Below are 23,768 nucleotides of genomic sequence, written 5' to 3'. Positions count from 1 at the left end.
CGCGCCTCCAACTCTGCGCAGCCGCAGGGACGAGAGACACGGATTGTGCACGGATGCGACCGTTCGCGCAGGACAGTGCAATCGCGCTCAGGATTTGACTTGCCTCAACGTCACTGCCTAGATCGACGCGGAGTCGGTCCCTGGGGAGTACGAGTGTGAACCGCGACGAAATTCTCAATGCGACGTCGATGCCGGTCTTCAGCCCCAGCTATCCGCGCGGACCTTATCGTTTCGCCCAGCGGGAATATCTCATCGTCACCTATGAGACCGATCCCGAGGCCCTCCGCGCCGCCTTGCCGGAGCCGTTGGAGCCCGCACCGGGCAATCTCGCCTTCTACGAATGGATGAAGATGCCGGACAGCACCGGCTTCGGCGATTACGAGGAAAGTGGAAGCGGCATCCTCGCGACTTATAACGGCGAGCCGTGCAATTTCTCGGTGCAGATGTATCTCGACGATGAACCGCCCATCACCGCCGGTCGCGAGATCTGGGGTTTCCCGAAGAAATACGGCGTCCCCCGCCTGAAGGTCATCAAGGATACCCTCACGGGCACACTTCACTATGACGACGAACGCGTCGCCATGGGGACCATGGCCTACAAGCACATCACCCTGAACCCGGACGAGGTTGCCAAGGGTCTGGGCAAGCTCAACGTGAATCTGAAACTCATCCCGGATGTGGACGGCACGCCGAAGATCGCCCAGCTGGTCGGCTACAGGCTGGAGGACATCCATGTGCGCGGGGCCTGGGACGGCGCGGCGCGCCTGCATCTCATCCCCCACGTCAATTGCCGGGTCGCCGACCTGCCGGTCCGCCGCATCGTCGGCGGGCGGCATCAGGTGGTGGATTTCACGCTCCCCTACGGCCGGGTGATGCACGACTATCTGGCATAGGACCGACCGTCGACAAACTGCCGGCGCATCAGCCGGCAGTCAGGGTGTCTGGCGCCGCGCCTATTTGTTGAGTTCGATCAGGACCTCGTCCTTGCCGAGGCTCAGGGTCATGCCTTCGCTCTGGCCAACCAGATGCATGATCACGCCTGCCTTGTTCTCAAGCCAGAGCTCGCTCCGCCCAGCAGTCTCGAGGCCGATCGGTCCCGTGCCCTCGACCCAGATGCCGGAGAAATCCGAAAGGGCGTTCAGCTTGTAGACCTCGCCTGTGACCTGTCGCTTCGAGACGCTGCCAGGACCGATGACGGTGCCGACCAATCGGAAGGGATATGGCTTTCCACCAAACGTGAGGACACCGCGGCCAACGCCTGCGCCGCCGATAAACACCTCGGTGAGAGAAACTTTGCCCGACGGCTTGAGGTTCGCGATATCCAGCTGCGTCGGCGCCACGATCGGAACAGGACTCTTCTCGGCGAAAGATGCGCAGCCAGCGACGGACAGTGCCACGGCCGCAGCCAAAGCGGGCGCTCGCGCCGCCGTCACGGAGAGTCCGTAAAGCCGCGTCGTCGTCAGTTTCTTGAACACGTGGATCTCCGTGAGATTGGGGGCGCTGATGGATGGTGCGAGAAGGACAACCGAACGCGACAGCTTGTCATGGGATAACAGCACGCGCCGAAATCGGAAGCTTGGCCCTGCGACTGTAAGTCGCCGGATCATGCTTGGCAATTCTGCAGACGGCTTCCTGCGTCATGCGATTGCTTGGCGTAGTGCCGGCCGTCGGCAACCCTCCCGCTTGTCGGCGGGAATCTGGGCCTCAGGCGTGCGTGAGTTTCTGGACCACTGCGCCGAGGTCGCTGTTACTCAATCCGATGGTTGTCAGGTAGGGCCGACTTCCGCCATAGGTCTGCGTGAGATGGGAGATCGTCGTTCTCATGAACGATGGATCGCAGGCGAGGAACCGATCGGCATGAGCCTCCGCGATGCCGCGCGCGACCGCGTTGCTCCGCAACCGCAAAAGAAGCGTGCCCGCAACCTCCTGCGTGAGCGCGTAGTCGCTGACGATCATCTCATCGTCGACGCCGGCCGCTGACAGGAGAAGTCCGGCGATCACGCCCGTGCGATCCTTCCCTGCGCTGCAATGGAACAGGACCGCGCCATCGCGGCTTCTGGCGATTGCCTGCATGACGAGAAGGATGCGCTCCTGGCACTGGTCGAGCGCCTGGCGGTAGCGCACGCCCATGCTGAAGGCCGGGCCGCTTGCTGCCTCCTGTGCAAGGTGGATCGGCGCGAGCGCGCTGAACAGCGGGATATTGTGATAGGTTACATCCTGCCGCGTCGCGAAGGGGTTCGGCTCGGCCTCGAGCTCAGCGGCGTTACGAAGATCGACGATCGTGCGAACGCCCATGGCCAGCAGGTCATCCTGGGCCGGCCCGCTCATCAGGTGCAGGCCATCACCCCGCAGAATTTTCCGCCACTGCGTCTGGCCGCCGCCTTGGATGGGATAGCCGCCGATGTCCCGGACGTTGTGTGTCCCATCAAGTGCGAGAACCCGCGAAGGCTGTTCGTCGACCATTATCTCAATCCGGATTTCATGAACGATTCAATGACCTGCCGCTGCAGGACACCATAGACGAGGAGAATGGGAAGGCTAGCCAATGTCGAGGCGGCCATCAGCGGACCCCAGAGATTGCCCTCCTGCGTCATGAACATTTGCAGGCCAATCTGAACGACCGAGTTCTCGATGCTGCGCGACAGCAGCAGCGGCCAGAAGTATTCGTTCCAGGCCGAGATGAACGCCAGGATCGCGAGCGAAGCCAGCGAGGCGCGCAGATTGGGCGTGATGATATCCCACAGGATCCGCCAATGGCCCGCACCGTCCATGCGGGCCGCTTCGATGATCTCGGTGGGAAAGGATTTCATCGCCTGGAAGAGCATCAACACGGCAAAGGCAGCGGCCGCATGCGGGATGATGAGGCCCGCGAGGGTGTCGAGCAATCCGAGTTTCGATGCGAGCACGTAGTTCGGGATCATCGTCACCTGAAACGGCACCAGCCACGACAGGGCGATCAGACCGTACACGACACGGGCGAAGGGAAAGCGCCAGCGCACGAGCGCGTAGGCCGCGAAAAGCCCGGTGACCACGTGGAGAGCTGCGGTCACACCGGCGACGATGGTCGTATTTGCGAGCATGCGCAGCATCGGGATCTGGTTCAGCACGAAGCGATAATTGTCGAGGGACGGCGATTGCGGCCACAGGTCGAGCGAGAAGATCTCGTTCTCGGCCTTGAACGAGGATGCGACCATCCAGTAAATCGGAAACACCGCAATGACGCAGAGCAGCACCATTGTCGCGTGGACAAGAAGGCGGCCCCACTTCACGGAAGCTGGATTGGCGTGGCGGGTCGAAGAGGCTGGCGCCGCCAGCGTCATCTCGAGACTAGTTGTCATAGACGGTGTGCCTTTTCATCAGCCGGAGACACGCCAGCGCGATGATGGTGAAGCCCGCAAAGGCGATCATGCCCGCAGCCGAGCTCCAGCCGACCGAGTGGCTGCCGAAGCCGTAATCCCACAACAGGTAGAAGATATTCGTCGTCGACTTCAGCGGCCCGCCGCCGGTCAGCACATTGATGTACGTGAAGCTCCATTGGGCGCCGAACAGGATCGTCATCATGCTCAGGAGGAGAATCGTCGGGGATAGCAGGGGAATGCGAATATCGCGGGTGATCTGCCACGGGGTGGCCCCATCCATGCGCGCGGCCTCGACATAGCTCGGATTGATGCTGCCATTGGCAGCTGAGAAGAGCAGCGTCGAAAACCCGATGAGCTTCCAGCCGGTGATCCAGATCAAGGTGCCGAGAGCGTAGTCCGGGTCGATCAGGAAGCCGATCCGGGTCAAACCCAGGCCCGACAGGGCCTCATTGAGAAGCCCGTGATCCTCGTTGAGCACCCAGCGCCAGATGATCGCGGCGACAACCGGAGCGATGATCATGGGCACGAAGATCAGCGTGCGATACACGGTCCGCGCCCGGCCCGCGAGATTCTGCGTGAAAATCGCGATTGCCAGCGGCAGGAGCACGGACATCGGAAAGAGGCCGAGGATGTAGATGGCGGTGTTGCCGAGGGCGATGTGCATCTCGGGCAATGTCAAAAGGTCGATGTAGTTGTCGAGCCCTACGAAGCGCTTCGGCGAGGAAGGCAGCATGTTCCAGCGGTAGAACGACAGCTGGAACGCCTCGAGAAGCGGCGCATAGACCCAGACGATGAGCGTGAGCAGCGCAGGCGCGAGGTAGATCCACGGTGTGCTGAGTTTGTGCCAGCGGCCCGAGGTGGAGCGGGGGCGGGCCCTGTCACGCGGAAAGGCGAGCGTCCCAGCTGTCGTATCGGTCATGAGGTTGCCTTGTCAAAGTGGGGAGCAGGATGGGCACCCGCTCCCCGCGTCGCCGTCAGCGCGGCATGAGGCGTTGGGCGTCGGTCTGCGCGGTCTGCAACGTCTTGACAGCATCGCCCTTGCCGAAAATGGCCTCGCGAACACCGTCCATCATCATCTTTTCGACCTGCCGGTAATTGGGACCGGGAAACGCCACGTTGGCTGTCAGGCGATTGAGCTGTTCGAGATTGGGCCGGATCATGGGGTGCTCGGCGACCCAGCCGGCGAGATAGTTCGGGTCGTCCACGATATCGAGCCGAAGCGGCAGGTAGCCGATCTTCGTGGTGATGATCGTGTAGGCATGTCGGTCGGTGAGAAACTTCAGCAGTTCGTAAGATGCCCGCTGCTTCTGCGGATCCTGGCTGAGAACGAAGAGCGCGCTGCCGGAATTGGTGGGACGCGTGGCCTTCTCGCCGAAAGCCGGCATGGCCGCGACCCGAAGCTCGAACTTCCCCTCGGCGGATTTCAGCAGCGAGGATTGCAGCGCGCTCGTGTAGAGGAACATGCCGAGGTTGCCGCTCGCCATCGTGTCGCCGGGGCTTGCCACGTCGATGCGCGCATGGGCGCCGCTATCGACCATCTCGCGCAGCATGCTGACGGCTTCCATGCCCTCGCCATCGGCGAATGTGAGCTTGTTGCCGTTTCGCACCTGGCCGCCATTCGACATGGCGATCGCCTGATAGACGAACGTCCCGTCGACCGGACCGTATGCGCCCGGAAAGAAGCCGTGCTTGCCGGTCTTCTGGCGGATCGCTTCGCCGGCGGATTTGACCTCGGCCCAAGTCCGCGGCGGCTTGTCGGGATCGAGCCCCGCCTGCCGGAAGAGATCGGCGTTGTAATAGAGGATGGGCGTCGAGAACGTATAGGCGAGTCCGTAGGTCTTGCCATCGACCTTGCCGAGTTCGAGGCCCTGCGGGATCATGCCGGTGAAGTGAGCTGCCAGCTCCTGCTTCGGCACCATGTCCTCGAGCGCATTCGCTCCCAGATCATTGGCAATGTAGATCAGGTCGCGAAACACCAGCTGGGCCACGTCCGGCTGCTGTCCGGCGGCCATGTCGGCCTGGACGCGGCTGAGGATCTCGTTCGACGGAACCGGTACGCCCTTGACCGTGATGTTGGGGTTGAGGGCCATGAATTCGCGGATGAGATCGCGGGTCGCATCGGCGCCCGCGCTCGCCGAGGCGAGATTGTAATTGTAGAAGGTGATGGTGACGGGCTTGTCGACCTTGGCGGCCATCTGCGCGTGGAGCGCGGTGGCCGACAGTGTCGCGATGGCGCCTGCCAGCGCGATCGATCCGGCAAAATTCTTGAGCATGGTCATTCTCGTTCCAGTTGTGGTCGCAAGCACGTCAATGAGCCGCTGGGAGGGACGCAATCGCATTTCGCTGGCGGAGAAGGTCGAGCGGATAGCGATTGAGTTCGGCGCGATCGGACGGAAGCGGGACGAACGCCACCGTCAGGCCGGAGCTGCGAATGGTGCCGATGGCGAACGACGAGCCGCTGACCATCCGCAGCACCTCCGTGTGCAGGATATCGGTCGCGGCGTGCTGGCCCATGCCGACGACGACTGGGATGCCATGCCACACGGAGACGCGATCATGGTGAATGTGCCCGCTCAGGATTCCGATCACGCGCTTTCCAGTGAGCAGGCCCGCGAGGCGTTTCGAATCCGCGAATTCCAGGGTGCGCCAATGGGCCAGATCGGGCTCATCCCCAAGGGCGGGCGGGTGATGGGACACGATGAGTTTCGGCAGATCAGGATGGGTGTCGAGAACGGATTCAAGCCACATGAATTGCTCCGGCTCGATCGTTCCGCCGATCTGGCCGGGGGTGCTTGAATCGAGGGTGACGATGTGAATGCCGTCGATCACGCGGTCGTGGAAATACGGGGTCTCGAGCAGATGTGGTTGCTCGGCCATCCCGTCATAAAAGCCCGACCGGGTATCATGATTGCCGAGGGCATAAATCACCGGAATATCGATCCGCGCCATGATCCGCTTCAATTCGCGAAAACTCTCAGCGTCGCCCCTGTTGGTGAGATCGCCGCTCGCGACCAGGAAACGGGGCCGGGGCGTCACCGATTCAACGAGGTCGAGGATTGTCGACAACGTTGCGCCCGTGTCGCTGAAAAGGTGCGGATCGTCGACGCCCGGCGTTCCCACATGCAGGTCTGTCAGGTGCACGAAGGTGATGTCGTTGGCCATGTGTGTTCTATCCTGTGGCTTGTAGAAATTCGGTGGACTTGATGGGGTCGACCCTGCGCCCGTCTGTGTTTCGAAAGAGGTGGATCGCCCCCTCGGGGATACTGACCGCCAGCGGCGATCGGGCTGGCCGCGCGCCCGGCGTCACAGTGATCGACAGGCGCGAGCCTGCGGCGTGGCCGTGCCAGTGAGTCTCCGTTCCGAGGTCGTCGATCATGTCCAGCTCGAACGGCAGGGCGTGGGCCGACGGCAGCTCGGCGAGACCGATGTCACCGGGGCGGACGCCGACCCTGACGTCGGTCCCGGCAGGCAGGTTCCAGCGGCGCGCGGCGCCCAGGACCGTGTTCGTTGACACAACCGGCCTTCCCGCGGTGTCGATGGTTGCCGGCAGGAAGTTCATCGGCGGCGTACCGAGGAAGTCGGCGACGAACAGGCTTGCCGGCCGGCGAAAGATCTCATCCGGCGTTCCGACCTGTTCGATCACGCCCTTGTTCATGATCACCAGCCGGTCGGCCAACGTCATCGCTTCGATCTGATCGTGGGTGACGAAGACGCTGGTGGTGCGCAATTCCCGATGCAGCCGTTTGATCTCCAGGCGCATCTGCAACCGCAGTTTGGCGTCGAGGTTGGACAATGGCTCGTCGAACAGAAAGATTTTCGGCGAGCGGATCATGGCGCGGCCCATGGCGACGCGCTGGCGCTGTCCCCCTGACAACTGGCCGGGCTTGCGATCGAGCAGGGTTTCCAGCCCGAGGACGGTGGCGACCCTCAGAACGGCGGCTTCGCGCTCACGCTTTCCCACGCCCGCGATCTTCTGCGCGTATCCGATGTTTTGGGCGACGCTCATGTGGGGATAGAGCGCATAGTTCTGAAAGACCATCGCGCATCCCCGCGCGCCAGGCTCGACATCGTTGACGACTGTTCCGCCGATGGCCACGGATCCGGAGGTGATGTCCTCGAGACCGGCGATCATCCGCAGCAGCGTCGATTTTCCACATCCCGACGGTCCGAGAATGACGACGAACTCACCGGACGGGATGACCAGGTCGATCCCGCACACCGCAGGCGTCTTGCCGTAGGACTTGCAGAGGGAGTCGATTGCGATCTCAGTCAAAGTTCCATCCTTGCGACAGCGCCTTTCGGTCTGCTGTTAGGTCGGTTTGATTGCAGGGATATGACGGTGGGTGAGATGCTGGCGGATGGAGGCGCGCTGCGCCCCTGCGCGCAGTCACGGCACCGGGAAGCGGGTCTCAATGGCTCGTGGAGCCTGTCGAACCGTTTGTTACCCCCATCCGTCTGCCATGATCGGCTTGTCTTCAGCCGCCGAACTCGGAAGAGTGCGGAACCGTGATGGGCGGTTAAGGGAGAAGTCCGCGATGATCGACTGGCAATCGGTGTTTGTTCCGGAGCTGTCCCTGGTGGAGATTTTTCTCCGCGGAACGATCATGTACATCGTGCTGTTTCTGATCCTGCGCTTCTTCATGAAGCGGCAATCCGGCGTTATCGGGATCGCGGATCTTCTCGTGATCGTCCTGATCGCCGATGCGGCGCAGAACGCCATCGCGGCCGAGTACAAGTCGGTGACCGAGGGGACGCTTCTGGTCCTGACGATCGTCTTCTGGAACTACGCCATCGACTGGCTCGGCTACACCTTTCCGGCATTCGCGAGGTTCACCCGTCCGGCTCCTTTGCAGCTGATCAAGGAGGGACGGCTTCTTGCGCGGAACATGCGGGAGGAAATGATCACCAAGGAAGAGCTCCTGAGCCAGCTGAGGCAACAGGGCATCGACGATGTCGGACAGGTGAAGAAGGCCTTCATCGAAGGCGACGGCCAGATCAGCGTCATCCGATATGACGGCGACGAAACCGGCAGGAAATCGGGCGCGCACCCCGCAGGTAAGTGATTTCGGGCTCGTGAGGGGCGAGCGGGCGTTCCCCGCCACGGCCAATGTCAGCGGGTTCTATCCCCCGACATAGGCCGGTGATGCCGGCCAGACTTCCGTCTCGATCAACCGTCTTGTCTCGTCCTTGATCAACTTTGTGATTTCCTGCGAGATCAATGAGCGCTTCTGCTCGACGCGCCGAACGACGCAGAGCGTAAGCGACATGCCAGATGTCATGATGCGCTTGCTGACAAACTTTGTATCGCCGGGGAGCCCTTGCGCAGCGGCCGGCGTCAACACGCCGTAACCTTCCTTCTGCTGCACGAGCGAGCGGATGACCGAAAGGCTGTCCACCTCGTAGGCAACCGACAGGCGAAGGCCGGCTTCTGCGGTTGCGTCGTCGAGAAGAGTCCTGATGTAATGTGGCCGGGAATGGATGATCAGCGGCAGCTCCACCACGTCCTCGATCCCCATGGGCCCGGGCTGCGAGCATCGCGATCCCGGCAGGCCGAAGACGTGAACCCTCTCCACGAGCAGAGGCTCGGCGAGAAGCTCGCGACTGGGTTTCGGATCGTAGATAAGACCGATGGAGACCGAGCTCTGCTTCAGCCTGTCGGTGAGCGCCTCGCCCATCCCCTCGATGATTTTCAGACGGACATTGGGAAACATGTGTTTCGACTGCCGCAGCAGCGGCGGCACGATGAGCGCGCCGGCGCCCGGAGGCACGCCAATCGACAATTCACCGACCGGACTGAGCGAACGCGCCAGAATATCGTTTCGCGTCTCTTCGACCTGTCTGAGGATCGTGGTTGCGCGTTCGAACAGCAAGCGGCCCGCATCTGTCATTTCGATGCCGGAAGCGGATCTCACCAGAAGCTCCACGCCGAGCCGCGCCTCCAGCTTCTGCACCTGCCGGCTGATCGCGGATTGTGCAATGCGCAATGACTGGCTCGCCTTGGAGAAGCTCTGGAGCTCCACGACGGCACAGAAGTACTGCAGCTCGCGCAGATCCATGCTCGATACGCTCCATCCAATGCCGAACCGGCATAACGTGTATACCGGCTTTCTAATGGATCGCAATCTGTGTCCGACTTACCTTCGTAACGTCAGCCAATATTTCCGTTTAGAGAAACGATCCGCCGCGGCGTGTAAATCGATCTCGGAGCATCGCATCGAAGAAACAGCGTAAAGCCAGCGTCCTATACCTGAAAAATCAGAGAAATCCGGTGCCTGAACCAAGGTGCTGGCGAGAGAGGAACGATGATGAAGCACTCCTTTGTAAAGTTCGTACTGACCACGAGTCTATCTCTCGCCGTTTTGACTGGGTCGATGGCCGGGCCCAGCCTCGCTCAGGCGCCCGCCGACACGCCCCTTCAGGCCACCGCTCTCACGCCTCTGGGCTATCTGCTCGCCTACACGGGCATGGTCTATGGCGAAGGCGGCGGGTTCATGAAAGACGCTGGGCTCGATCTGAAAGTGGAGGCCGCGCAAGGTTCGTCCCAAGCCATCCAGCTTCTTCTCAGCGGACAGGCGCTGGTGGCCCGTGGCGCCGGTATCGACGTGATGAACGCGGTGGCAAACAGCAACGTGCCGGTCGTGGCCATTGCGACGGTGGCCCATATCGCTCCCCTGCAGATCATCAGCGCAGCTGACAATCCCATTCGAGGCCCCAAGGACATGGTTGGCAAGACCATTGGGGTTGCCTCCTTCGGCGGGGCGAGCGACCAGACCCTGCAACTCATCCTCGCCCATGACAACATCGATGCCAAATCGGTGAAGCGCCAGGTCGTGGGCCCCTCGGCCGGGTCGTTCGGACTTGTCCAGGAGAAGAAGATCGACGCCTTCGTCGGAACCAACGCGGCCGTCGCGGAACTTACCGCGCGCAACGTGCCGTTCGTGCATTTCGCGACCAACGATGTCGTCCCCGTTCCCGGCCAGGTCTACATCACGACGGTCGAGAACGTGTCCAAGAAGAGCGAAGAGCTGAAGCGGTTCCTGATCGGTGCCCGCGCCGCCTTCGAGGACGCCGAGCGCCAGATCGCGAGCGGGGACATCACGAAGCTGCTCGCGGCGGTCAAGAAATACAGTGTTCCGGAGGCGTCCAATCCAAGCTCGGCCTTGCAAGGCATCCGCATCGAGAGTGCGTCATGGATGGCGAACGGACGCGACAAACTGCTTCAGAATAACCCTGAGGCCTGGCAGAGCGCGACCGCTGCAGCGGTCGAGGCAAAGATGCTCAAGCCGACGGACGCGACGAAGTTCTATACGAATGAAATCTGGAACAAGGCATTCGTGAAGTGAGCATTGTCTTGGGCAACGCCGCGGTCATTCTCGTCGATATCCAGCAGGCCTTCTGCTCGCCAAGCGGGAGCATGGCCCGCCAGGGGCGGGACATCGGCACCTGCGTGGCCGCGGCGCATCAATGTAACCGGCTGGCGGCTGTGGCGCGCGGTGCCGGGCTGCCCGTCATCTGGACACGCTACTCCCTCCGCCCTGATTATCGCGACGGAGGCTGGTACACGCGCGAGCTCCGCCCGAACATTCGGGTGGCGGAATCGCTGCGATCCGACAAAACCGACAGCGCTCTGTGGGATCAGGCCGACGTGCTGCCGGACGACTTCATTGTCGACAAGCCGCGCATGTCCAGCTTCTACGCGACTTCGTTGGAGGCGATCCTGCGGGGGGAAGGCATCGATACCGTGTTCGTGGGCGGGGTCACCACGTCCATGTGCGTCGAAAGCACCGTCCGGGACGCCTCGCAACGGGATTACCGCACGTTCCTCGTCACAGATGCCTGCGCCGATTGGGCAGCCGACCGGCACGATGCGTCGCTCAATGCCATCCGGTTCGGCTTTGCTCATCTCACCACTGTCGCCGATATTGGGCAATCCCTCGCAGGCTCCATCGATCCGGCGCTCATGTCCGCCTGACGGCAACCTGACCCGCATTTTGTTGCGACAACCGAGGCTCGATTTTCGATATGGACATGAGACAGCAACCGTCGGCTCAGGACAGCCCGGACGCCGCGAGCCGTCACGTGGCGCGGTCACCGCTCACGGCAGCACAGATCTTCAATGCCTACCTCACGTGGTTTACGACGCCGCTGATCATCATCCTGTTTCTGCTCGTCTGGAAGGCGTATGTGACCATCTCGGGGGTCTCGGCCTTTGTCTTGCCTGCTCCCGAAAAAGTGCTCCTCGCAATCGTGGCCGATCTGACAGATCCCGTCACCTATGATCACTTGTTGACGACGCTGCTGGAAATTTTCCAAGGCTTCGCCCTCGCCATCGTCACGGGGATTCTCCTCGCGCTGTTGCTCTACAAGGTCGCGGTGATGGAGCGCGTGCTCAACCCGTTCATCGTCGCGATGCAGGTTGTTCCGAAAGTCGCCCTGATTCCGCTCTTCGTCGTCTGGTTCGGGTTTGGCATGACGTCGAAGGTCATCGTTGCCGCCGTGCTCGCCTTCTTTCCCATCTTCATGAACACGCTATTGGGACTGAAATCGATTCACTTCGGGCACCGGGAGGTCATGGAGACCAACAACGCGTCGCGCCTCCAGACATTCCTCAAGCTCGAAATGCCCAGCGCCTTGCCGTACACGCTCGCGGGCATGGAGATGGGGATTGTGTTCGCCACAATCGGCGCCGTGGTGGGTGAATTTCTCGGCGGCAATCGCGGGCTCGGCTATTTGACGATCTCCCGGCTCAACTCGTTCCAGATCGAAGGTCTGTTCTCCTCGATCATCATTCTCACGATGCTGGGATTTGTCCTCTACTCGGTGGTCGTGCTCGCCAAAACGTTCGCGATCCCGTGGCATGAATCGGTTTGCTCGCGGCGGACGGGTGGCTGATATGATAAGCGACCCTCACGCTTCGAGTGCCGGGCTTCCGGTTCCAACGCTGCCACAGGCGATCAACAACGCGGCGTGTGCACATCCGAACCGGATTGCCCTGGTCGACGATTTCAGATCCGTCACATGGGCGGAACTCCTGCAAGAATGCTGCGACATGGTGGCGCTTCTGCAGAAGCGCAGCATCAAGCGTCTTGGAATCGCCACCGGGAATGAGATCGGCCATCTCGTTGCCGTGATCGCCGCCGCGGCGGCCCGCATTCCGGCGGTCCCCGTGGCAATCGATTGGACCGTTGACGAGATCGCAAAACGGTTCGCGCTTGCAGAGGTCGATCTCGCGGTTTGCTCGGCCGAAGACATGGCGAGGCTTGAGCAGAACCTGACGGTTGCGCTCCTGCCCTCGGCCCGCGAGACGGCGCTCGCAGCAGGCGATCCGCAGGGTCTCAAGCTTCTGCCCGGTGGCAGTTTCGACGACATCCACCTGATCGCACCGACGGGTGGCACCAGCGGCCGGCTCAAATTCGCCTACCTGTCCCATGCCAACACGGTGGCGCGCTTCGTCACCCAGATCATCGAGTTCAACCTCGTCCGCCGCGGCCGCTTTCTTTGCGCCACTCCGCTCTTTCACGGCGGCGGCAGGTCGTTCTCGCTCTGCCACCTTTATCTCGGCGGCAGCGTCCTTCTTCGGCAGCACTTTGATAGCCACCAATGGTTGACGGATGTGAATGGCTGCTCCGCCGCCTTCCTTGTCCCGACCATGGCCCTCCGGATCGTCGAGATCGCGAAGCAGCCGATTGCGAGCGATATCCGCGTGATCATCAGTGGCGCACGACTGGACGTGGATGTCGCCGCGCGCTGGCAAGCGACAGTGGGCGGAATGGCCTACAACTATTACGGGTCGGTGGAAGCCGGCGCGATTGCTGTGTCGCGTCTTTCAGACATGGTCGAGTCCGGGGTGAAAAACAGCCTCGGCATGCCAGCCTTCGGCGTGCAGCTCGAGCTGCATTCCGCCAGGCTTTTGCCAGATGGAACGACCTGGTCGGAAGGGGCGATACGCGGCCCGGCCGTGGCCTTGGGGCTCGAGACAGAGCTGTCGGGATTCGAGGAACTGAGCTCGATCAACCCTGGCGATCTGCTCAGTCTTTCGTCCGAAGAGGAACTGCGTTTTGGCGGGCGCGCCGATGACGTGGTGATCTCCGGCGGCGTCAATATCTATCCATCCCTTGTCGAAGAAGCATTCCAGCGCATGGACGGTCTTCCGCGGGTCGTGGCCCTCGGAGTGCCAAGCGCGCAATGGGGCGAAGAGCTCGTCCTCGCGATTGAAGGACCGAGTGAACAATTTCCCGGGGAGGGTGACCTGCGCGCCTTTGCGGCGCGCGAATTGTCGCGGTTCTCCCGGCCGAAACGCTACTGTTTCATGACGCGTTTCCCGCTGACCGCGGCAGGGAAAATCGACCGGCGGACACTCTCTGCACAACTCGCCGAAAGGAAGTCGTTCTTCCCATGACAGATATCGAAATTCAGCTCGAGAACGTCACCAAGACCTATTCCGGTGGGGCAACGTCCGTCACTGCCCTGACGGAGACGTCGCTGTCGATCGCAAAGGGCGAGTTCGTCGTGATCGTGGGCCCTTCCGGCTGTGGAAAAACGACATTGCTGCGCATGATCGCCGGACTCATCAAACCGACGAGCGGCGAGATCAAAATCAGAAACAAGCCGCTATGGGTGAAGAACGCAAAGAGCACCGAGGCTGTCGGCGAGCTCGGCTTCGTCTTCCAGCAGGCAAATCTGCTGCCGTGGCGCAGTGTGGCGGGCAATATCGCCCTGCCGCTTGAGCTGAGAGGCGTCGGCCGTCGCGAGCGCGGAAAGCGCGCCGAGGAGCTTGCGGAACTGGTCGGCCTGAAAGGCTTTGAGAACGCCTCTCCTCACGAGCTGTCCGGCGGCATGGCCCAGCGCGCCGCCATCGCGCGCGCCCTGTCCAATCAACCGAGTATCCTGCTGATGGACGAGCCTTTCGGCGCCTTGGATGTAATGACGCGCGATGCGATGAACCAGGAGCTCCAGCAGATCTGGCTCGATCTGCGGCCGACGATCGTGCTTGTCACGCATTCGATCCCGGAAAGCGTGTTCCTCGCTGATCGGGTCATCTCGCTGGCCCCTCGGCCCGGCCGCATCGTCGATATCAAAGACATTCATTTCCCGCGGCCGCGGACACCGGAAACGGAACGAAGCAGCGAGTTTCAATCGCATATCGGGCAGCTTCGCGGGCTTCTCGACAGTCATTCCAAGACAGGAAAGCAGCGCGTATGACTTTGAGGAACAGGGCTGCCATTGCTGGCGTTGGCCAGACACTCTATTCGAAGAACTCGGGCAAGACCGAGCTGCGGCTCGCGTGCGAAGCCATCCTGGCAGCGCTGTCTGACGCAGGCCTGACGCCGGACGATGTCGATGGCCTCGTCCGCTTCGATATGGACAATATCGACGACACGGCGCTCACCTCCCATCTGGGTTTTCGCAACCTGGGTTGGATGAGCCAGACGGGATATGGTGGGACCGGTGGTAACGCGGTCATCGCCCATGCGGCGGCTGCTATCGCAGGCGGGCTTGCCAAGGTCGTGGTCTGCTTCCGCGCCCTCAACGAGCGGTCGGGCGTTCGCTACGGGCAAGCCAAGCAGGCAACATCCGCCGGCGGTGTTCTCGCCTTTCAGAATCCCTGGGGCATGCTCACGCCGGCGCACAAATTTGCCCATTTTGCGCGCCGTCACATGGTCGAATTTGGAACGACGAGCCGCCAGTTCGGCGAGGTCGCGGTGGCGCTGCGCCGTCATGCATCGCGCAATCCGCTGGCGATGATGCAGAAGCCGATTTCGCTCGAAGACCACCAGGCCTCCCGCATGATCGCGGACCCCTTGCGTCTCTTCGATTGCTGCATCGAATCCGATGGCGCCTGCGCCATTGTCGTCACCAGTGCGGAGCACGCCAAGGATCTCAAACAGCCGCGCGTGCTGATTGCCGGAGCGGCCCAGGGAAGCGGCAGCCGCGCACAGGGGATCGTCTTTCGCGACGATCTTGCACGGCCCGAATCCACACACACCGCGGCGGACGTGTACCGCATGGCTGGTCTCGGTCCGCAGGACGTCGACGCGGTCATGATTTACGACCATTTCACGCCCTTCGTCATCATGTCCCTGGAGGCCTATGGGTTCTGCCCCGTCGGGGAGGGCGGTCGGTTCGTCGAAGGTGGTCGCATCCATTTCGATGGAGAGTTGCCGGTCAATACCCATGGGGGCAATCACTCCGAGGCCTACATCCACGGCCTTCCGCATGTGGTCGAGGCCACCCGACAGTTGCGAGGCACATCCACATCGCAGGTTAACAACGCTGAAGTTGTGCTGTCTTGCAGTTCTGTTGCCCAGCTCTCGGCGGCTGTCCTTCTGACAAAGGGCTGAACCGAAAACGCCCTCGAGGCGAAAGGACTCAAACGATGCTTCGCGGAATGCCTGCTCCCGTCGTCGACTTCGATACCCAACCCTTCTGGGATGGAGTCGCCAGTGAAAAACTGCTTGTTCCCCATTGCAAGGCGTGCGGCACCGGGCGGTGGCCGCCGGGGCCTGTCTGCGACAAGTGCTGGTCAACGGAGACGGAGTGGAAAAATACCGTCGGCCCCGGCCGATTGTATAGCTGGGTGGTCACCACGCACGCGACTCATCCGGCCCTGACCTCTCAAGTCCCCTACGTGGTCGTCTTGGTGGAATTCGACGACAAGGTCAGAATTCTCGGCAACCTCGTCAACTGGGATGGCGAGACCCTCGTCGACGGGCAGGAGCTTCATGTCGTTTTCGAAGAACGCGAAGACGGTACAAAAATCTACAATTTCAGAACGTGACAGTGAAAGTCGGAGGCAAAGATGGCTAGAGTGCTCGTAACGCTCAATAATTATTTCGACGATCTGGAGATTGGTGATCGCTTCGAAACCGCGGGGCGGACCGTCACGGAGACGGACATCGTGAATTTTTCGGGCCTGTCCGGCGATTACTCACTCCACCACACCAATGAGCCATTCGCCATTGCACGCGGCTTCGGCGGAAGGATCGCGCACGGGTGCTTGACGCTGTCGATCTCCACCGGTCTGATTTCCTCCATGGGGCAGACGATGGACAAGGTCGTGGCATTCTACGGCATGGACAAGGTCCGATTTCTCAAGCCTGTCCGGATCGGCGACACGTTGCATGTAGAAGGCGAAATCATCGTCCTTCTCGACAAGGGCGAGAAGGGCGGCGTGGTCACGCGCCGCGACTCCATCAAGAACCAGAACGGCGATATCGTGGCCACGCTCGACAAGAGCACGCTGAACCTGAAGCGGCCCGTAAGTGCTGCGGCGCTCGCCTGATGGATCGGGGATGAGCGCGCCGGAAAGATTCTGGCGCGCGGCGCCGCTCCTATCTCGCCGCCGGCGGGGCTGGCGGGCAGGGGGCTTTCTGGATGATGAGGGTTCAGGGTGATCAAATGAACACGCACGATGTCTCACGCGCCCATTGTCAAAAGTCGCAGCGCCATGTCGATCATCACTGATCCGCGCCGCCTGTTGGGTCTGCCGATCACCAAGCGGCCGCTATTCCGCTGGCCGAATGGAGCGCGACTCGCGGTGTGGGTTTGCCCGAACATCGAGCATTATCAGTACCTGCCAGGAGCTGTCAGGGTCCGGGATCCCTGGCCGCGCATGCCCCATCCCGACGTCCTCGGCTATGCGACGCGCGATTACGGCAATCGCGTCGGCCTGTGGCGCATGTTCGAGATCATGGACGCTCTCGCCATACGCTGCACCGTCTCGGCGAACCTTGCCAGTTTCGAGCTCTATCCGAGTATTTTGGAGGCCTGTGAGCGTCGCGGCTGGGACTACATGTGCCACGGTCTTCACAACACGCATTATCTATGGGGCTACGGCGAGGACGAAGAACGCGCGATGATCGCGGATTGCGTCGAGACCTATCGCAGACTCACCGGCCGACAGCTCGCTGGCTGGTTCGCGCCTGCGGCGTCCTACACGTTGAACACGCCGGATCTCGTCGCCGAGGCAGGCATCAAGTACACCTGCGACTTCTACCATGACGATCAACCGCAACCCATCGCCGTACGGTCGGGACAACTTCTCTCGGTTCCCTACCAGATGGATCTCAACGATTCCGTGCTGTTCACTGGAGCAGGGGAGGGACCCGAGTTCGAGCGTCTGGCGCGCGATATGTTCGATACGCTCTATGAAGAGAGTGCCGAGATTCCCCGGGTCATGAACGTCGCTCTTCATCCCTTCATCATCGGGCGGCCACACCGGCACAAATATCTCGAGCGCGCGCTCACTTACATCTGTTCCCATGCCGGCGTCTGGATGGCGACCGGTGAGGAAATTGCGGATTGGTATCTGGCGAATGCGCACGATGAAGCCGTCGCAGAACGGGGAACGTGATGTCCGATTTGCCACGACACTATGGCGATCACGGGCTGTTCCCATTCTCGGCCCTTCCCGACCGTGCTTCCTTTGAGCTTCCGGCCGGCCGAAAAGTCGCGGTTTATGTGGTGCTGCAGCTTGATCACTGGGAATTGCAGCAACCGTCCGACCAATATCGGGATCCCCGTCACAAGGGGAATTTCGGCTCCTTCGATCCCGATTACCGCATGTGGTCCTATCGCGCCTACGGCAATCGTGTCGGGCTCTATCGCATCCTCGACATCCTCGACCGCTTTGCCATCCCGGTGACAGCGGCGGTTGGTGCAGGGGTGATCGCGGAATGTCCGGACGTCGTCGAGGAACTGTCCCGACGCCCGTTTGAAATCATCGCTCATGGCCTGACGGCAAATCGGATGATCACCAGCCGGATGAGCGAAAGCGATGAGAGGCTGCACATCGAGGCCTCGAGGGACGCTGTCGCGGCAGCGTTTGGGAAGACGCCGCGGGGATGGCTCGGGCAGGATTTCGGAACGACGCCGCTCACCTCACGCCTGCTGAACGATGCCGGGTTCCGTTACACGCTCGACTGGGCGAACGACGAACAGCCCTACCGTCAGGACGGCGCGTCCGGGCTCATCAGCTTGCCCGGGCCCAGCGAGTGGGATGACGTCGAAGTTCTGGCGCACCGGAAAGTTCCGGTCGACCGCTTCCCGCAAATGGTCTCGGACGCGCTCGACGAACTTGAAAGGTCCGCGGAGTCAACGATGCGCGCGATGGCCATCGGTGTGCATCCGTGGATGTTCGGAGCACCGCATCGAAGCCGCTATCTGCGGAACATTCTCGAAGATCTGACGAATCGCCAATCGGTCTGCGTGATGACAGCGGGCGACCTGGTGAGCCACTATGAACACCAATGTCCGTAGTTCCTGTCATGGGTAAGGCTGGTCGGATTCGCCGGCCATCGCGGGCGCGTATCGACCGGGAAGAACGCCTGAAGTTAGATCGCTCTGCGGGAATCCAATGAAGCTCATCGACCTTGCAAAAGTCGTGCGCAGCAAGAATGCAGGCCCCCTCTGCGTGACAATTGACATCATGTTCGCTGATGAGGACTCGTTTGTGATGGCAAGCCGTTCGTCAGCACTGACCGTCGAGTCGGTGGCGGCCCTTTACCGTGTGTCTTCGGCGGCCGTGACAATCATCCCGTTCCCTGCAGCCTTCGCCGTCAAGGTGGTGATCGATAGACCACTCGTTGCGGGCTCTCCCGGTGACTCGGACGTTTATGGCGCCCAGCAGCACCGGCCTCTTCTGGGCGTCGAGCTGTGAGCCGCTCGTGCAAGCCTTCACGCGTCAAGACCGGGAATCCTTCCTAACGGGGCGTCCCGGTCACAGTCGAAACAATCTCATCAAGGAACGCGCCATGACAGCAGAACCCGCCGATTATATTCGGGCATTCATGAATACGCCGACGCCGGTCTTCGAACGCGCTGCGCTTGTGATTATCGATCTTCAAAGCGCAAGCGCGTCGCGAACCGGTGCGCTTGGTCGTCGCGTCTTGGGCACGGCCCAGGGCGCTGAGGCCTATAGCTATCGATTTGAGCGGATCGAGACGTCGGTCGTGCCGAATACGCAGCGTCTGCTTCAGGCATTTCGCGCGGCCCAGGGTCGCATTGTTTTCGTGAAGATCGGCGCGCAGCACCGTGATGCCTCGGACGCACCACCCCACATGCGGGGTCTGTTCCGTGAGATGGAGAATTTCTGGGGCAGCCCTGAACATGAGATCCTGCCCGCCGTGCAGCCTCTGCCTGGCGAAAGCATTGTCACGAAGACGTCAAACGGCGCCTTCGCATCGAGCAGCATCGACAGCGTCCTGCGGGCGATTGGCGCGGATCAACTGTATCTGACAGGCGTTTCGAGCAACATGTGTGTCGACACGACCGGGCGCGAAGCAGCAGACCGGGGATATGCCGTAACGCTGGTCGAAGATGCGTGCGGGAGCACCCATGCGGACCTCCATAGCTTTGCCATGAGGAACTTCGCGCGTCTCTTCGGTCGGGTGGAGTCGACGGACGGCGTTCTTGCCGAACTCGGTCTGAAGCCGTCCGGGGCACAGCGCTGAGTGTCGCCAGGGTCTTGTCCGTGCAGGTCCGTCGCCTGCGTCTGCGTCGGTCGCCTAACCGCATCGGCAAGAGCGTGGGAGAAGGCTACTCAATCACCATGTCGGCACTGCTCATCAGTGCGGGCGGGACGGTGACGCCAAGCGATCCGGCCGTTTTCAGGTTGATGAACAGTTCCACTTTCGTCACAAGCTGGACCGGCAGATCGGATGCCTTCTCGCCGTTGAGGATACGGCCGACATAAAGGCCCGCGCGGCGGTGCGATTGCGTAAAATCGCCTCCGTAGCTCATCAATCCGCCGGCCATGGGAAAATCGCGCGATTGTGTGATCGCCGGGACGGAGTGGCGCTCTGTCAGTGCGGCCAACTGCTGACTCCGATTGGCGAAGTAGGGATCCGAGGTGAACACGATGCCTCCTGCCTCCAAATGCGGCAGCGCTGCGAACGCAGTGTCGAAGTCAGCCTCCGTGCTGGCGTTCAAGACGTGCAGCCGGACTCCGAGGGCGTTCGCGGCGGTGCTGAGGTCCCGCAACTGCGATGACACCGTAGGGCTGGTGGGATTGACGATCACCGCGAAAGCAGCGGCGTTCGGCAGCAATTCGTGCACGAACTCCAGTCTCTTGCCCGAAACCTCGACGCTCAGACTCGATATCCCTGTCAGATTGCTTCGCGAGTGCGAGAGGCTGTCGACGACTCCAAGGGCGACTGGATCTCCTCCCATCTCGAACACGATCGGGATTGTCACGGTGGCTGACTTTGCGGCCAGCGCGACGGGGGCGCCGCCAGGAGCCGCGATGACGTCGACATTCTGGCTGGCCAGCTCGGCCGCAAGGGTGGGGAGCCGATTGTACCGTCCCTCCGCCCAGCGATACGCGATCTCGACGTTGCGACCCTCAACGTAACCGCTCTCGGCAAGCCCTTCGCGAAAGGCCTTCAGCCGGCTCGCAAAGGGCAGCGGCGACTCCGGTCCGAGATAGCCGATGACCGGTCTCGCTCGCGTCTGGGCCAGGGATGCCTGCGGCGCGGCCAGAGCATATCCGACCAGCGCCAAGACCTCCCGTCGCCGCAGGTTTGAGGCGAGAGGCGTGGTATCGCGAGATGGGCTCGGGTCGGCTGCCATCGCTGCGTCACCTGGGCATTCTTGTGCTCTACCGACGATGTGGTCGCATCATAACCGGAACGGTCGCAGCGCGAAACCGGTTTGCCGCTGCGCGCTTGCGAGATCGATGGGCCGGAGTTGTTTCACACGGCATTGTCACACACATTCGGAGCACACAGGCGCGAGCCGCGGCATGCTCTCTCAGCCAGGTTGCTCGGGCCATCCAGCAGAGCCGCTTTGAGCGTCGACCCGAATGCCGAACACCGGCAATTCCTCGTCGTAGCCCTTGATGGCGAGTGACCCGAGAGGCGTGATGGCGCGCGTCTCGCCGACCGCCTTGGCGACTTCTGCATCCATCAGGATCTCCCGGTCCGCCGCCGAGGCGCACAGCCGGGCCGCGAGGTTCACCACGCTGCCGATGGCCGTATAGTCGAACCGATCCTCGTATCCGATGCGCCCGACGGTGGCGGGTCCAAGGGCGAGCCCGACCCCGAATCCGATGCGGTGCCCTTGGTCTCTCCAGCCGAGGATCAGAGACTGGACGCTCTGCTGCATCTCCACCGCCATATCCACCGCCACCCGAGCAGGGTCCTCGACGGGAACAGGAGCATTGACGAGAACCATCAGACCGTCGCCGGAGAAGCTCGTGAGGGTCGCCGCATAGGCGGTGATGATCTGACCGAGGGCTTCGTAATACGCCGAGAGAACGTTCATCACTTCCTCGGGCGTCGCTCGGACCGAGAACGCCGTAAAGCCGCGCAGGTCGGAGAATACGGCCACGACCTCGCTGCGCCGGCCTTCGAGCACCCCGTCATCGCCCTTGCGGTCCACGAGTTCGGCCACCTGCGGAGCGAGGAACCTCTTGAGTTTGGCGATACGTTCCTGCCGTTCCTGCGACACCGCCAGTTCGGCAGCCATCGCGTTGAAACTGTCCGCCAGACGCTGGAGCTCGTCGCCCGTCTTGATATCGATGCGGTAATCGAACTGGCCGGCGCCGATGCGCTCGGTCCCTTCCTCAAGGCGGCGGATCGGTTCGGTCATGCGGCGCGCGAGCGCATAGGCCAGCACCCCTGCAAAGGCGCCGCTGGCGAGAAGCAGCGCGCCCGTCCGCCAAAGGGCCTGATAGATCGGTGCGAAAGCTTCCGAGAGCGGCTGCGTGACGATGACCGTCCATTCCGGACTGGCGACCGCGGCGGCGGCGGCGGCGATCGCAGTGCCCTTTGCGTCATGCGTCGTGGCGAGCCCCTTTCCTGCCCGGCGAACATCGTCCCGGATCGCCCGAAAGGGCGCAAGCGTGGTCTCATCGGCGCCGCGCAGGACGAGGCTGATGTCGGGATGGGCGACAAGCCGGTCCGCGTCGTCGACCACAAAGGCGTGGCCTGTCTCCCCGACCTTGATGGCGGAGATCACGTCCCAGATCAGCTTGAGGTTGACCTCGGCCACCATCACACCGATGGACGGGCGATTTCCCGAGATGGCCACGGTGACATAAGGCTCCGAGCCGCGAAAATAGCTGACCTCGCCGTACCAGATCCGGGCAGAGCGCGCCCCGGCCACCGCGGGATCGGCAGAGCGGTCGATGCCGCTCTCGGTGCGGTTGAGCCCGATTCGCGAGACGTAAATGCGCTCTCTCCCGGATCCATCCACCAGGGTCAGGCTGACGATCGCCGGGGATTGCCGCAAGAGGCGCAGCGCATCGACCCGTCGCCGCTCATCGGGTTCCTCTGTCCATGGGAGTTGCGCCAACCAGCCGAGCTGGTTGGCGATCTCCGCGGTGAAGCTCTCAATCCGTCCGGCCGCCGATTCCGCCTCGACGCCCAGCAACTCGCCAAGCCTTGCTCGCTGGTCGCGATAACCGAGCCACGCTTCGCTGACGCCGTTGACCGCCAGAGGCACGACCACGGCCAGGAACAGCACCAGGAAATACTTCTGGAAGAGGCTGTGAGTTGGCAGATGCCGGCCTTCCATCGCACATGCCCCTGAGTCCGGCCAGCAGGCTCGCCGTTCCGCTCTTCCGCATTGCGACCAGGCACGGCGCCCCGCCGCATCCTATGCTGTCCTCGGCCTCCCGCGCTATTCCCCTTCGGGAGCTGTCTCACCGGGTCGCAAGAGCGGGTCGAGCGTCGACTGCCTGGGGAAGCGCCGAGAAAGGAGCAGGACGGCACTGGCCAAACTGGGAGAAAGAGGATGAGCGGCCCACGAAGTGCGGCGAGCCCGATGCCCATGCGGCCCGGGTCTCCATGCACGCGCAGGGGCCGCATCGAAGGGTGAACAGGATGGTGCCGGTTGCGGGACTCGAACTCGCGACCTACCGCTTACAAGGCGGTTGCTCTACCAACTGAGCTAAACCGGCATCTCGCCATCGGCTGCTGAGGTAGCAGCGGGCGGTGAGCGATGCAAGGTCGGAGCCGAGGGGAAATGTGCGGTGAGGCACTGCAACCATCCCGCCGCAATGACATTGTCCCGGGACCGAATTCCCGGAGCCTGATCCCCATGCCGCGCCTTGCCTTCCCGCCACGAGCCGTCCGTGCCCGATTGCACCTCTGGGCGCTGTCCTCGACCCTTGCCGCGACCGCCGTCCTGATCCTTGGGTCGGTCGCCGCACAGGCAGCTCATGGGGGAAGTGGCCGTGCCGAGCCCGGCCGGCCCGTTCCGTCGACTCAGATGGCCGTGCAGGAGACCCCTGCGTCCGTTCCCGCAGCGGTCGATGACGGGAAGAGTTGCGGCCAATCCCGCAAGCGCCTGTTCGTCGAGGGCGAGGGCTGGATCGTTCGACGGGTCACCACCTGCTACTAGGATGAGGCTGCCTCCCGCGACTTGGCCGCCGGGTCAGGCGCGCCATACGAAAAAAAGCCCCGCCGA

The 23,768-nt window shown here is 62.2% G+C and carries 25 protein-coding genes and 1 tRNA gene; 15 read left to right on the top strand and 11 right to left on the bottom strand.

Annotated features, from left to right (window positions below; all coding sequences use genetic code 11):
- The first annotated feature begins 155 nt into the window (after nt 1-155).
- Nucleotides 156-893, top strand: coding sequence for an acetoacetate decarboxylase (locus tag J4G32_RS03460; RefSeq protein ID WP_210484497.1), 738 nt, complete (start codon nt 156-158; stop codon nt 891-893).
- 60 nt (nt 894-953) lie between these two features.
- Here J4G32_RS03460 and J4G32_RS03455 read toward each other — a convergent pair whose 3' ends face one another.
- From J4G32_RS03455 to J4G32_RS03425, 7 genes are all read right to left on the bottom strand, one after another.
- Entirely contained in the window at nt 954-1,559 is a 606-nt protein-coding gene (locus tag J4G32_RS03455; RefSeq protein ID WP_210484495.1) for a hypothetical protein, read from the bottom strand.
- A 145-nt stretch (nt 1,560-1,704) separates the two neighbouring features.
- Nucleotides 1,705-2,463, bottom strand: coding sequence for a tyrosine-protein phosphatase (locus tag J4G32_RS03450; protein ID WP_210484494.1), 759 nt, complete (start codon nt 2,461-2,463; stop codon nt 1,705-1,707).
- Nucleotides 2,463-3,338 (bottom strand): carbohydrate ABC transporter permease, encoded by an 876-nt coding sequence (locus J4G32_RS03445; protein WP_210484492.1) that lies wholly within the window; start codon nt 3,336-3,338, stop codon nt 2,463-2,465. Before J4G32_RS03445 ends, J4G32_RS03450 begins: the two co-directional genes overlap by 1 nt.
- The gene (locus J4G32_RS03440) at nt 3,328-4,278 is read right to left on the bottom strand and encodes a carbohydrate ABC transporter permease (protein WP_210484490.1); all 951 of its coding nucleotides are present in this window, start codon (nt 4,276-4,278) and stop codon (nt 3,328-3,330) included. The genes J4G32_RS03445 and J4G32_RS03440 overlap by 11 nt, the downstream gene beginning before the upstream one ends.
- Nucleotides 4,279-4,333: 55 nt before the next feature.
- On the bottom strand, nt 4,334-5,638 hold the full coding sequence (locus J4G32_RS03435; RefSeq protein WP_246504745.1) for an ABC transporter substrate-binding protein: 1,305 nt from the start codon (nt 5,636-5,638) through the stop codon (nt 4,334-4,336).
- Between the two features lie 28 nt (nt 5,639-5,666).
- Nucleotides 5,667-6,521: a metallophosphoesterase gene (locus J4G32_RS03430; RefSeq protein WP_210484482.1), complete on the bottom strand. Its 855-nt coding sequence runs from the start codon at nt 6,519-6,521 to the stop codon at nt 5,667-5,669.
- A 7-nt stretch (nt 6,522-6,528) separates the two neighbouring features.
- Nucleotides 6,529-7,632 (bottom strand): ABC transporter ATP-binding protein, encoded by a 1,104-nt coding sequence (locus J4G32_RS03425; RefSeq protein ID WP_210484480.1) that lies wholly within the window; start codon nt 7,630-7,632, stop codon nt 6,529-6,531.
- A gap of 262 nt (nt 7,633-7,894) precedes the next feature.
- Between J4G32_RS03425 and J4G32_RS03420 the strand changes: the two genes are divergently transcribed.
- Nucleotides 7,895-8,422, top strand: a complete 528-nt coding sequence (locus J4G32_RS03420) for a DUF421 domain-containing protein (RefSeq protein ID WP_210484478.1) — start codon at nt 7,895-7,897, stop codon at nt 8,420-8,422.
- A gap of 57 nt (nt 8,423-8,479) precedes the next feature.
- Here the strand turns inward: J4G32_RS03420 and J4G32_RS03415 are convergent, their stop codons facing one another.
- Nucleotides 8,480-9,415 carry a LysR family transcriptional regulator gene (locus J4G32_RS03415; RefSeq protein ID WP_210484476.1) on the bottom strand — a complete coding sequence of 312 codons (936 nt, stop codon included), beginning with the start codon at nt 9,413-9,415 and terminating at the stop codon, nt 8,480-8,482.
- A gap of 246 nt (nt 9,416-9,661) precedes the next feature.
- On the opposite strand from J4G32_RS03415, the gene J4G32_RS03410 reads away from it, so the two are divergent.
- From J4G32_RS03410 to J4G32_RS03355, 12 genes are all read left to right on the top strand, one after another.
- A complete protein-coding gene (locus tag J4G32_RS03410) occupies nt 9,662-10,702 on the top strand; it encodes an ABC transporter substrate-binding protein (protein ID WP_210484474.1) in 1,041 nt (346 codons plus the stop codon).
- Nucleotides 10,699-11,331 (top strand): cysteine hydrolase family protein, encoded by a 633-nt coding sequence (locus J4G32_RS03405; protein ID WP_210484473.1) that lies wholly within the window; start codon nt 10,699-10,701, stop codon nt 11,329-11,331. Before J4G32_RS03410 ends, J4G32_RS03405 begins: the two co-directional genes overlap by 4 nt.
- A gap of 56 nt (nt 11,332-11,387) precedes the next feature.
- The gene (locus tag J4G32_RS03400; protein WP_210484471.1) at nt 11,388-12,251 is read left to right on the top strand and encodes an ABC transporter permease; all 864 of its coding nucleotides are present in this window, start codon (nt 11,388-11,390) and stop codon (nt 12,249-12,251) included.
- A 1-nt stretch (nt 12,252) separates the two neighbouring features.
- Nucleotides 12,253-13,758 carry a class I adenylate-forming enzyme family protein gene (locus tag J4G32_RS03395; protein ID WP_210484469.1) on the top strand — a complete coding sequence of 502 codons (1,506 nt, stop codon included), beginning with the start codon at nt 12,253-12,255 and terminating at the stop codon, nt 13,756-13,758.
- Nucleotides 13,755-14,561: an ABC transporter ATP-binding protein gene (locus J4G32_RS03390; protein ID WP_210484467.1), complete on the top strand. Its 807-nt coding sequence runs from the start codon at nt 13,755-13,757 to the stop codon at nt 14,559-14,561. The genes J4G32_RS03395 and J4G32_RS03390 overlap by 4 nt, the downstream gene beginning before the upstream one ends.
- On the top strand, nt 14,558-15,700 hold the full coding sequence (locus tag J4G32_RS03385) for a thiolase C-terminal domain-containing protein (RefSeq protein WP_210484465.1): 1,143 nt from the start codon (nt 14,558-14,560) through the stop codon (nt 15,698-15,700). Before J4G32_RS03390 ends, J4G32_RS03385 begins: the two co-directional genes overlap by 4 nt.
- Nucleotides 15,701-15,735: 35 nt before the next feature.
- A complete protein-coding gene (locus J4G32_RS03380; protein WP_210484463.1) occupies nt 15,736-16,137 on the top strand; it encodes a Zn-ribbon domain-containing OB-fold protein in 402 nt (133 codons plus the stop codon).
- 21 nt (nt 16,138-16,158) lie between these two features.
- Entirely contained in the window at nt 16,159-16,641 is a 483-nt protein-coding gene (locus J4G32_RS03375; protein ID WP_210484461.1) for a MaoC/PaaZ C-terminal domain-containing protein, read from the top strand.
- Between the two features lie 165 nt (nt 16,642-16,806).
- A complete protein-coding gene (locus tag J4G32_RS03370) occupies nt 16,807-17,712 on the top strand; it encodes a polysaccharide deacetylase family protein (RefSeq protein ID WP_210484460.1) in 906 nt (301 codons plus the stop codon).
- Nucleotides 17,712-18,617 carry a polysaccharide deacetylase family protein gene (locus J4G32_RS03365; RefSeq protein ID WP_210484458.1) on the top strand — a complete coding sequence of 302 codons (906 nt, stop codon included), beginning with the start codon at nt 17,712-17,714 and terminating at the stop codon, nt 18,615-18,617. Before J4G32_RS03370 ends, J4G32_RS03365 begins: the two co-directional genes overlap by 1 nt.
- A gap of 97 nt (nt 18,618-18,714) precedes the next feature.
- Nucleotides 18,715-19,017 (top strand): DUF4387 domain-containing protein, encoded by a 303-nt coding sequence (locus J4G32_RS03360; protein ID WP_210484456.1) that lies wholly within the window; start codon nt 18,715-18,717, stop codon nt 19,015-19,017.
- Between the two features lie 94 nt (nt 19,018-19,111).
- Entirely contained in the window at nt 19,112-19,810 is a 699-nt protein-coding gene (locus J4G32_RS03355) for a cysteine hydrolase family protein (RefSeq protein ID WP_210484454.1), read from the top strand.
- An 85-nt stretch (nt 19,811-19,895) separates the two neighbouring features.
- Here J4G32_RS03355 and J4G32_RS03350 read toward each other — a convergent pair whose 3' ends face one another.
- From J4G32_RS03350 to J4G32_RS03340, 3 genes are all read right to left on the bottom strand, one after another.
- On the bottom strand, nt 19,896-20,876 hold the full coding sequence (locus J4G32_RS03350) for an ABC transporter substrate-binding protein (protein WP_246504844.1): 981 nt from the start codon (nt 20,874-20,876) through the stop codon (nt 19,896-19,898).
- A 231-nt stretch (nt 20,877-21,107) separates the two neighbouring features.
- Nucleotides 21,108-22,874, bottom strand: coding sequence for an adenylate/guanylate cyclase domain-containing protein (locus J4G32_RS03345; protein ID WP_210484450.1), 1,767 nt, complete (start codon nt 22,872-22,874; stop codon nt 21,108-21,110).
- Nucleotides 22,875-23,183: 309 nt separating this feature from the next.
- Nucleotides 23,184-23,259: transfer RNA gene (locus J4G32_RS03340), tRNA-Thr, on the bottom strand.
- Nucleotides 23,260-23,399: 140 nt separating this feature from the next.
- On the opposite strand from J4G32_RS03340, the gene J4G32_RS03335 reads away from it, so the two are divergent.
- A complete protein-coding gene (locus J4G32_RS03335; RefSeq protein WP_210485552.1) occupies nt 23,400-23,702 on the top strand; it encodes a hypothetical protein in 303 nt (100 codons plus the stop codon).
- Nucleotides 23,703-23,768: the final 66 nt, after the last annotated feature.

The sequence above is a fragment of the Microvirga antarctica genome (assembly GCF_017921815.1).
GTDB classification, from domain to species: Bacteria; Pseudomonadota; Alphaproteobacteria; order Rhizobiales; family Beijerinckiaceae; genus Microvirga; species Microvirga antarctica.
Note: the sequence above shows the minus strand (reverse complement) of the source record. Positions and strands in the feature narration are given on the sequence as shown.